Genomic DNA, 8,899 nt, shown 5'->3' with positions numbered 1-8,899 from the left:
GGTATAGTCCTCGCCGTGGTGCGCGATCATCGCCGCGACCAGCGCCAGCGTATAGCTATGCGCGCCCGAGCGGGTGCAGATCCGGCCTTGCCATTTCGGATCGGTCAGATCCTCGTAGGTGGTCACGTCCGACGGATCGACCCGATCCTTGGCGGCATAAACGATGCGGGCGCGGCTGGTGATGCCGAACCACTGATTGCCGGGGTCGCGGAACTCGACCGGGATATTCGCGGTCAGGATCTCGCTGTTCACCGGCTGGGTCACGCCACCGTTCACCGCTTCGGCCAGACGGGCAATATCGACAGTCAGGATAAGATCGGCGGGCGACCGCGCGCCCTCGGCTTGCAGACGCTCGACCAGACCCTTGTCGATGAACGACACATTGGTTTCGATCCCGGTCTCGGTGGTGAAAGCGTCCAGCAGCGGCTGGATCAATTCAGGCTGACGATAGGAATAGATGTTCACATCGGCCATCGCGGGCAGGGCGGTCGCCAGCGCAGCCACGGCAAACACGGTATTGGAAAGGCGAGACATGGGTAACTCCTGTTCTGTCGCTTGGCTGCGTTTAACCCGAGTGTTTTTGTCGGGTCAATACCTGAATTTTTTAATCAGCTATTTCGCGCCGCTACTTTCCTGCCCGTTCATCGACTTTGACCGCATCCCAAAGCGCATCCATTTCGGCCAGATCACTGTCCTCGGGGCGCTTGCCGATGGCGGCCAGACGGGCCTCTATCCCTTCGAAACGACGGATGAATTTCGCATTGGCGGCGCGCAAGGCCTCTTCCGGGTCGATGTGCAGATGCCGCGCCAGATTGGCCATCACGAACAAAAGATCTCCGAATTCCTCTTTCTGATGCTCGGGATCGGTGGCCTCGCGCAATTCCTGCGCCTCTTCGACGATCTTGTCGATGACATGCCCGGCATGGGGCCAATCGAACCCGACCCGCGCCGCGCGTTTCTGCAACTTGACCGCCCTCAGCAGTGCCGGCAGCCCGACAGCCACCCCATCCAGCGTGCCCTGCTGCGCCTTGCCAGCACGCTCGGCGGCCTTGATCGCCTCCCAATCGCGGGTCTGCTGCTCGGCCGATTTATCGCGGCTTTCATCGCCAAACACATGCGGATGCCGGGCGACCATCTTGTCCGACATGGTGTCAGCGACCTCGTCAAAGCTGAACAGCCCGGCCTCGTCAGCCATCTGGGCGTGAAACACTGACTGGAACAGAAGATCGCCCAATTCCCCCTTCAATTCGTCCCAGGCCTGACGCTCGATCGCATCGGCGACCTCATAGGCCTCTTCGATCGTGTAGGGGGCGATGGTGGCAAAGCTCTGTACGATATCCCACGGACAGCCGGTTTCGGGATCGCGCAAACGCCGCATGATTTCCAACAGCCGCGGCATCCCGCCCTTGGGGTTGTGGATCAGATCGTCGCTCACAGGTCCAACTCCACCCAGACCGGCACATGGTCCGACGGTTTTTCCCGCCCGCGAATGTCCTTGTCGATCTGACAGTCCAGCAACAGATCCGCCGCTTGTGGACTCAGCAGGAAATGGTCGATGCGAATGCCGTCATTCCGGTTCCACGCGCCGGCCTGATAATCCCAGAACGAATACTGCCCCGGCGCGGCATTCCGGGCGCGAAATGCCTCGGTGAATCCCAGATTCAGAATGCGGCGAAAGGCGGCGCGGCTTTCGGGGCGCGCCAGCGCATCGTCACGCCAGACTTCGGGACGGGCGGCGTCCTCGTCCTGCGGGATGATGTTGTAATCCCCGGCCATCAGCGCCGGTTCCTCGGCCGTCAGCAATTCCTGCGCCCGCGCTTGCAGGCGTTCCATCCACGCCAGCTTATAGTCGAATTTCGGCCCCGGCGCCGGGTTGCCATTCGGCAGATACAGCCCGCAAATCCGGATCGCCTGACGGCCAACCACGGTGGCCTCGATCCAGCGCGCCTGTTCGTCCTCGTCATCGCCGGGCAGGCCACGGCTGACATCCTCCAGCGGCAGTTTCGACAGGATCGCCACGCCGTTGAACGATTTCTGCCCGTGGGTTTCGACGTTATAGCCGCGCTCTTCGAACAGCTCGCGCGGGAAATTCTCGTCGATGGATTTGATTTCCTGCAACAGCACTACGTCGGGCTGCGCCTCGTCCAGCCACTCTGGCAGCGCCGCCGCGCGGGCCTTGATGCCGTTGATATTGAATGTCGCGATTTTCATGCCCGGCCTTTTGCTTCTTCTTCGCGGAAATATCCCCGCCGGAGGCCAGAAAGTCCATGCCCGACCGACCAAACGCGAAACGCCGACCCAAATGGACCGGCGCCTGAAAATTCAGCAAGGGTAAGGGGGCTTAGCTGCCCCAGTGACGCACCGCGCCGCAATCCATGTGCACAAAGTCCGAGCGCGAGTATTTCCCGACACCACCCGCCCCACAGGCCGAGGCGGCCTTGAAGATCTGGTTGACCGAACGCGACTTCAGCCGCAGGTCGTTGGCCTTGCCTTCCATGTGCAGCGAATTCTTCGCGACCTTGCTCGAGCGCGACCGCAGCATGGCGTTGGTCTCGGGGGTGCGATAGCCGGACAGCAGCATATAAGGCTCGTCCGTGTCCATCAGGCGATGGCTGGCGGCGGCGATGTCGATCGTCCGCAGGTCCATATTGGTCGCCGCATCCTGGCGCCAGTCGCGCATGAAGTAGTTGATTTCCTTGGCAGCTTCTTTGATGTATTCGCCTTCGACCCAATAAATCATGTCGATGCTTTCGCCGGTGCGGCCCGAATACATGGAAATGCGGCGAATATCGCCAGCGCCGCGTAGCAATCCGAAAGCATTGGAATAGGTCGGAGCCGCAACAACTGCCGTGGCGGCGAATGCACCAAGCAATCCACGCCGTGTAAAACCGGTTTTCAAGGTCATTTCTGCGCCTGCCCCATCGTTATGAGACCGCTTTTTCGCGGCATTCTCACGTTGTCATCCCCAGATGCATGGGTTCTATGCCATAATTCGAATCGTCGGCCAAGCCCAAGCTGTGGCATCAGGACGATGTTCAAGGGGAATAGGCGATATTTTGCCCAAATTTTAGGAAACTGTGGGTTTCCCGTTCTACTGCGGCTGCGAAGTGACACCCTGCGCCATCCCGGCGTCACATTGCGTAAATGTGAGTGGACACTTTGGGTTTCCGGCCAAAATATACTAATATTAAACGGTAAATGCGCGAGTTTGAGGATTTTGACGATGGTTCTGACCGGTAAACGCCCCGCTCTGTCCCCGCTTTGGCTGGTCGTGGTGACGGTATTTGGTTTGATTCTGTCGGGCGCTCTGCCTGCCGGGGCGCAGGTGACAGCGTTCAAACAGTCGGTGGCGGAATCCGCCGCCCGGGATGCGGCGTTGTCGCAGTTCTATCGTGAACGCAATTACGAACCGCTCTGGACCGGCAGCAAGGATTCGACCCGCCGTCGCGAATTCCTGCGGGCGCTTGAAGGCGCCGGAACCCATGGCCTGCCGGTGTCGCGCTATGACGCGGACGAACTTGAGGCGATGTTCCAGTCGGCCCGCAGCCCGCGCGATCGTGGCCGGGTCGAGGTTGAGGCCAGCCGCATGTTCCTTGCCTATGCGCAGGATATCCAGACTGGCATTCTGACGCCGGGCCAGATCATCGAAGATATCAAACGCGTGCCAGCGCGCCGCAACCGATTGGCCCAGATTGAAGCCTTCGCTCAAAGCTCGCCGCGCGCCTATCTCAAGGCGCTGTTGCCGACCAGCACCGAATATAACGCGTTGCTGGCGGAAAAGCTGCGGCTTGAGCGGGTGCTGGGGCAGGGCGGCTGGGGCGCCGAAGTGCCCGGCAAAAAGATCGAGCCGGGTGACAGCGGCGCGCCGGTCGTGGCGCTGCGCAATCGGCTGATCGCCATGGGCTATCTGAAACGCATCCCCGATCAGACCTATACCGCTGATATCCAGAAGGCCGTGCAGGCGTTCCAGATCGACCACGGGCTAGAGTCCGATGGCGTGGCCGGGGCGGCAACCCTGACCGAGATCAACCTGCCGGTCACCGTGCGCCTGCAACAGATCATCGTCGCGATGGAGCGCGAGCGCTGGATGACACCGGACCGCGGCAAGCGCCATATCATCGTCAACATCACCGATTTCCACGCCAAGATCATCGAAAATGGCCGGGTGGTGTTCCAGACGCGCTCGGTCGTGGGGGCGAACAGCAAGGACCGCCGCACGCCGGAATTCTCGGATTTCATGGAGCATATGATCCTGAACCCGACGTGGAACGTGCCGCGCTCGATCGCGACCAAAGAATATCTGCCGATGCTCAAGGAAAACCCGAACGCGGCCGGGCATCTTCGGATTACCGACGCCAGCGGTCGCGCGGTCAACCGTGAAGAGGTGGATTTCAACCAGTTCACCCCGGCGAATTTCCCCTTTGACATGAAACAGCCGCCCAGCAATTCCAACGCGCTGGGGCTGGTCAAGTTCATGTTCCCGAACCGTTATAACATCTATCTGCATGACACGCCGGCCAAGTCGCTGTTTGGCCGCGAAAGCCGGGCGTTCTCGCATGGCTGCGTTCGTCTGAATGACCCGTTCGATTTCGCCTATGCGCTGTTGTCGAAACAGGAAAGCGATCCGGTTGGCTATTTCAAATCGGTGCTGGCCACCGGCAAGGAAACGCAGGTCGACCTGAAGCAACATGTGCCGGTGCATATCATCTATCGCACCGCGCTGACCGATGCCAAAGGCCGGATCCAGTTCCGCCGTGACGTTTACGGTCGTGACGCACTGATTTTCGATGCGCTGGCCAAGGCCGGGGTGGCGCTGCGGTCCGTTCAGGGCTAAACCTGCGCGGTAACAGCATCCGGCGGTCTGGGCGTCGGGATGTGCAAAACCGCATGGGGGGCAGATGGGCTATTCAATCCAGCAGATCGCCGAGGCGCTGTCTGCGCGCGCCGAAGGTGACACCAGCCTGATGATTCAGGGCGTGTCCGAACCATCTCTGGCCGGACCGGACGATCTGGCACTGGCGATGTCGCCGCAATATGCCGAGGGCCTGTCCCAGGGTCAGGCCCGCGCGGCGGTGTTGTGGGAAGGTGCTGACTGGCAGAGCATGGGGCTGGACGCCGCATTGTTCGTGCCGCGCGCCCGTTACGCCCTGTCCGGGTTGACGGCGCTGATGGACCCCGGCCCGGAAATCGCCGCTGGCATTCACCCGACTGCAATCGTCGATTCCAGTGCTCTGATCGGCGTCGGTGCCGCGATCGGTCCGTTCGTGGTGATCGGTGCGCGGGCGCGGATCGGTGCTCGGGCGCGGATCGGTTCGCATTCCTCGATCGCCGAAGACGCGCATATCGGTGACGACGCGCTGTTGATGCCCGGTGTCCGCATCGGCTCGCGCGTGCGCATCGGCGACCGCCTTGTCGCGCAACCGAACGCGGTGATCGGCTCGGACGGTCTGTCCTTTGTCACGCCCGAGAAATCCACCGTCGAATCGGCCCGTGAAACCATGGGCAAAGCGGTCGAGGTCAAAGAACAAAGCTGGGTCCGCATCCATTCGCTTGGCGCGGTTCAGATCGGCAACGATGTCGAGATCGGCGCTTGCACCACCGTCGACAAAGGCACGATCCGCGACACCCGCATCGGCAATGGCTGTAAACTGGATAATCAGGTCCATGTCGCGCATAACGTGGTGATCGGCGATCACTGCCTGTTTGCCGCCGGCGTCGGGATCGCAGGCTCTACAACCCTAGGTAATCGCGTGGTTCTTGGCGGTCAGGTCGGGGTCGTCGATAATATCACCATCGGCGACGATGTCGTGGCCGGGGGCGGCACCAAGATCCTGTCGAACGTGCCTGCGGGCCGGGCCATGATGGGCTATCCCGGGGTGAAAATGGACACCCATGTAGAAAGCTATAAGGCCGTGCGCCGTTTGCCACGGTTGATGGCGCAAGTGGCCGAGTTGCAAAAAGCTGTTTCAAAGCTGATGCAGAATGACTAAAGCACCGGCAAAGGCAGAGATAGGGATGAGCCATGTCTGAGACCGTAAAAGACACCGTGATCCGCATTATCGCCGAACAGGCCGTTATGGATGTGTCGGATGTCACGCCCGAAAGCACGCTGGACGATCTGGGGATCGACAGCCTTGGCCTGGTCGAATGCATTTTCGCAATCGAAGAGGCGTTCGACATTCAGGTGCCGTTCAACGCCAATGAACCCTCGGAAAGCGATTTCGACATCTCGTCGGTGGCCGCGATCATCAAGGCAGTCGAGGGGCTGGTGGCCGAACAAGCCGCATGAAGCGCGTCGTCATCACCGGGGCAGGCACGATCAACGCGCTTGGCCATGATGTGCCTCAGACCTGGGCGGCCATGGCCGAGGGGCGCTGCGGGATTGGCGAACTGAAAATCCGCGACGTCGAGCGTCTGTCGATCAAGATCGGCGGGCAGGTTCGCGATTATGTGCCCGAAGATCATTTCAACCGCCAGCAAATCGCGCTGTATGACCGGTTCACGCAGTTCACCCTGCTGGCCGCGAAACAAGCGATGGCGCAATCGGGTCTGACGTTCTCGGGCGAGCTGGCCGCGCGGTCGGGCGTGGTTCTGGGCACCTCGGGCGGCGGGTTGACCACGCAGGACGAAAATTACCGCGTCGTTTACGAAGAGGGCAAGAACCGGGTCCACCCGTTCGTCGTGCCCAAGCTGATGAACAATGCCGCCTGTAGCCATGTCTCGATGGAATACAATCTCAAAGGCCCCAGCTTTACCGTGGCCACGGCCTGTGCGTCGTCAAACCACGCGATGGGGCAGGCATTCCAGTTCATCCGCAGCGGCATGGCCCCGGCCATGGTCACCGGCGGATCGGAATCGATGCTGTGCTTTGGCGGGGTGAAAGCGTGGGAAGGTCTGCGGGTCATGTCCAAGGACGCTTGCCGCCCGTTCAGCGCCAACCGCAACGGCATGGTTCAGGGCGAAGGCGCGGCGGTCTTCGTGTTCGAGGAATACGAGCACGCCAAGGCGCGCGGCGCCGATATTCTGGCCGAGGTGATCGGCTTTGCCATGACCTCGGACGCGTCGGACATCGTGATGCCCAGCAAGCAGGGCGCGGCCCGGGCGATCTCGGGGGCATTGCGCGACGCGCGGATCAACCCCGAAGAGGTCGGCTATATCAACGCTCATGGCACCGGCACGGCGGCCAATGACAAGACCGAATGCGCGGCGGTGGCCGATGCGTTCGGCGCACATGCCGACAAGCTGATGATCTCGTCCACCAAGTCGATGCATGGCCACCTGATCGGCGGCACCGGCGCGGTCGAATTGCTGGCCTGCGTGATGGCGCTGCGTGACGGGGTGATTGCGCCGACCATCGGGTATGAAGAATACGATCCCGAATGTTCGCTGGACGTGGTCCCGAACGAGGCGCGGCAAGCCAATGTCGATGTGGTGCTGTCGAACGCCTTTGCCTTTGGCGGGCTGAACGCGGTGCTGGCGCTGCGCAAGGTTTAAGGCCGGGTCTTATCCGTAAAAACAAAACCGCCGCGCGAGGGGATCGCGCGGCGGTTTTTCTTTTCGGTGATTTTGGATCAGCTGCGGGCGTCGGCAACCAGCGCGTCAAAGGCGGCGGTAAAGCCCTTCAGCGACATGTTCAGCCCCACCATCGTGTCCGGCGCCGCCAGCGGCACGATCGTGACCGTGCCCTTGCTGCCGCGTTTGAAGGAGCTGATCTGGTCGGCGTTAAACCCGACGCGGGAATAGCAGCCGGACTTGTTGCAGAAGGTGAACGGATAGCGCTGTTCAGCGTTTTCATCCACCACCAGCCGCAGCTGTTGCGACAGCAGCGTGTCCAGCGGCGTGGCAAAGGTGGCCGCGGCCAGTTCGCCTTTTTCGCTGATCAGATAGAAAATCGTCACCTCGGCGACCGGGTTGCCCTTGTCGTCGAACAGCTTTTGGAACATCGCGCAGGGGTCTTTCTGACCTTCCGGCGCGTGCACACAGTTCAGCGTCCAATCCCCGAACGTATCGCGGGTATAGGGCTGTCCGATATTGCTTTCTTCGGCGACAGGAGTGCCCATCGAAATCGTCGGATCGACCGGCGTCGTGCCTTCGGTCGGGGCGGCAGGCGCCGTGGCCTCAGTGGTGGTGGTGGCCGGTTCAGCCGCGGGGGCAGTGGTGTCCTGAGCGACAACCGGGGCCGCAACCAGCCCCAGAGCAAGGGCGCAGGTCAGGCTTTTGAGCAGATCACGCATATCGGTCCTTTGCGATTACTTCGTCTGTTGCCGGGGGTGTAACATGGCCTCTGGGCAGTGTCAGGTCGAAACCGTGTGATCGGGCCTGATCGTCGGCAGGAATGTGCCGCAACCGATCTCGCGTGCCGAATCCCTGTGCTGACCTGTGCCAAAATTAGAAAAAGGGCCGGAAGCCGACCCTTTTTCATTTTGTTTTTCTCCCTGCCGGACTGGCCGACATTGTCATGGACCGCACGCTACGAAACTTGGATTTAGCCGTCAACACACAATTATGAGCCGGCATTCATGTTGCCGTCGCACGAAAAAAAGGCCGCGCGTTTCACGGCGCGGCCAGTCTGACAGGGAGGAAGTTCCGTCCCGAAACCCCGGGGACATATCCGAGTCTGGCACAGATTGGTTAAGACTGTATCTTGGGGCCGGACGCAGGCCCGAAAACAGGAGAACAGCGCGTGAGTGAGACGATTTTTGTCGGAGGTGGCGGTGAAGCTTACGGCGTGCCGCAAAACCTGTTGCTGGGCTATGCCAACCGCCATGGTCTGATTGCCGGCGCCACCGGCACCGGGAAAACCGTGACGCTGCAAATTCTGGCTGAAGGCTTTTCCTCCGCCGGGGTGCCGGTGTTCCTGTCGGATGTCAAAGGCGATCTGTCGGGGCTGGCGGCGGCG

The 8,899-nt window shown here is 61.1% G+C and carries 10 protein-coding genes; 5 read left to right on the top strand and 5 right to left on the bottom strand.

The window, feature by feature from the left end; translation table 11 throughout:
* The 4 genes from ABYW26_RS06370 to ABYW26_RS06355 all read right to left on the bottom strand — a co-directional run.
* On the bottom strand, window positions 1–534 hold a 534-nt coding region (locus ABYW26_RS06370; protein WP_372603951.1), incomplete at its 3' end, for an extracellular solute-binding protein.
* 91 nt (window positions 535–625) lie between these two features.
* Window positions 626–1,399 (bottom strand): nucleoside triphosphate pyrophosphohydrolase, encoded by a 774-nt coding sequence (mazG, locus tag ABYW26_RS06365; protein WP_372603952.1) that lies wholly within the window; start codon window positions 1,397–1,399, stop codon window positions 626–628.
* A 32-nt stretch (window positions 1,400–1,431) separates the two neighbouring features.
* On the bottom strand, window positions 1,432–2,211 hold the full coding sequence (xth, locus tag ABYW26_RS06360) for an exodeoxyribonuclease III (RefSeq protein ID WP_372603950.1): 780 nt from the start codon (window positions 2,209–2,211) through the stop codon (window positions 1,432–1,434).
* A 130-nt stretch (window positions 2,212–2,341) separates the two neighbouring features.
* A complete protein-coding gene (locus ABYW26_RS06355; RefSeq protein WP_372603949.1) occupies window positions 2,342–2,905 on the bottom strand; it encodes a YcbK family protein in 564 nt (187 codons plus the stop codon).
* A gap of 318 nt (window positions 2,906–3,223) precedes the next feature.
* Between ABYW26_RS06355 and ABYW26_RS06350 the strand changes: the two genes are divergently transcribed.
* The 4 genes from ABYW26_RS06350 (at window position 3,224) to ABYW26_RS06335 (ending at window position 7,494) form a co-directional block, all read left to right on the top strand.
* Window positions 3,224–4,834: a murein L,D-transpeptidase gene (locus ABYW26_RS06350; protein ID WP_372603948.1), complete on the top strand. Its 1,611-nt coding sequence runs from the start codon at window positions 3,224–3,226 to the stop codon at window positions 4,832–4,834.
* Between the two features lie 64 nt (window positions 4,835–4,898).
* A complete protein-coding gene (locus ABYW26_RS06345) occupies window positions 4,899–5,990 on the top strand; it encodes a UDP-3-O-(3-hydroxymyristoyl)glucosamine N-acyltransferase (protein ID WP_372603947.1) in 1,092 nt (363 codons plus the stop codon).
* A 32-nt stretch (window positions 5,991–6,022) separates the two neighbouring features.
* Window positions 6,023–6,289 carry an acyl carrier protein gene (locus tag ABYW26_RS06340; protein ID WP_372603946.1) on the top strand — a complete coding sequence of 89 codons (267 nt, stop codon included), beginning with the start codon at window positions 6,023–6,025 and terminating at the stop codon, window positions 6,287–6,289.
* Entirely contained in the window at window positions 6,286–7,494 is a 1,209-nt protein-coding gene (locus ABYW26_RS06335) for a beta-ketoacyl synthase (RefSeq protein ID WP_372603945.1), read from the top strand. Before ABYW26_RS06340 ends, ABYW26_RS06335 begins: the two co-directional genes overlap by 4 nt.
* A 77-nt stretch (window positions 7,495–7,571) precedes the next feature.
* Here the strand turns inward: ABYW26_RS06335 and ABYW26_RS06330 are convergent, their stop codons facing one another.
* Window positions 7,572–8,234, bottom strand: coding sequence for an invasion associated locus B family protein (locus ABYW26_RS06330; RefSeq protein ID WP_372603944.1), 663 nt, complete (start codon window positions 8,232–8,234; stop codon window positions 7,572–7,574).
* A 449-nt stretch (window positions 8,235–8,683) separates the two neighbouring features.
* Here ABYW26_RS06330 and ABYW26_RS06325 point away from each other — a divergent pair.
* On the top strand, window positions 8,684–8,899 hold a 216-nt coding region (locus ABYW26_RS06325), incomplete at its 3' end, for a helicase HerA-like domain-containing protein (RefSeq protein ID WP_372603943.1).

Source organism: Actibacterium sp., from assembly GCF_041584535.1.
Classification (GTDB): domain Bacteria; phylum Pseudomonadota; class Alphaproteobacteria; order Rhodobacterales; family Rhodobacteraceae; genus Actibacterium_D.
The sequence above is the reverse complement of the archived record's forward strand: the minus strand, read 5'-3'. Positions and strand labels throughout refer to the sequence as shown.

Excerpts from the sequence above, each read along its gene's own strand:
- ABYW26_RS06330 (WP_372603944.1), bottom strand. The coding sequence starts at position 8,234 with ATGCGTGATCTGCTCAAAAGCCTGACCTGCGCCCTTGCTCTGGGGCTG.
- xth (WP_372603950.1), bottom strand. The coding sequence starts at position 2,211 with ATGAAAATCGCGACATTCAATATCAACGGCATCAAGGCCCGCGCGGCG.
- ABYW26_RS06350 (WP_372603948.1), top strand. The coding sequence starts at position 3,224 with ATGGTTCTGACCGGTAAACGCCCCGCTCTGTCCCCGCTTTGGCTGGTC.
- ABYW26_RS06335 (WP_372603945.1), top strand. The coding sequence starts at position 6,286 with ATGAAGCGCGTCGTCATCACCGGGGCAGGCACGATCAACGCGCTTGGC.
- ABYW26_RS06345 (WP_372603947.1), top strand. The coding sequence starts at position 4,899 with ATGGGCTATTCAATCCAGCAGATCGCCGAGGCGCTGTCTGCGCGCGCC.
- ABYW26_RS06340 (WP_372603946.1), top strand. The coding sequence starts at position 6,023 with ATGTCTGAGACCGTAAAAGACACCGTGATCCGCATTATCGCCGAACAG.
- ABYW26_RS06355 (WP_372603949.1), bottom strand. The coding sequence starts at position 2,905 with ATGACCTTGAAAACCGGTTTTACACGGCGTGGATTGCTTGGTGCATTC.
- mazG (WP_372603952.1), bottom strand. The coding sequence starts at position 1,399 with ATGCCGCGGCTGTTGGAAATCATGCGGCGTTTGCGCGATCCCGAAACC.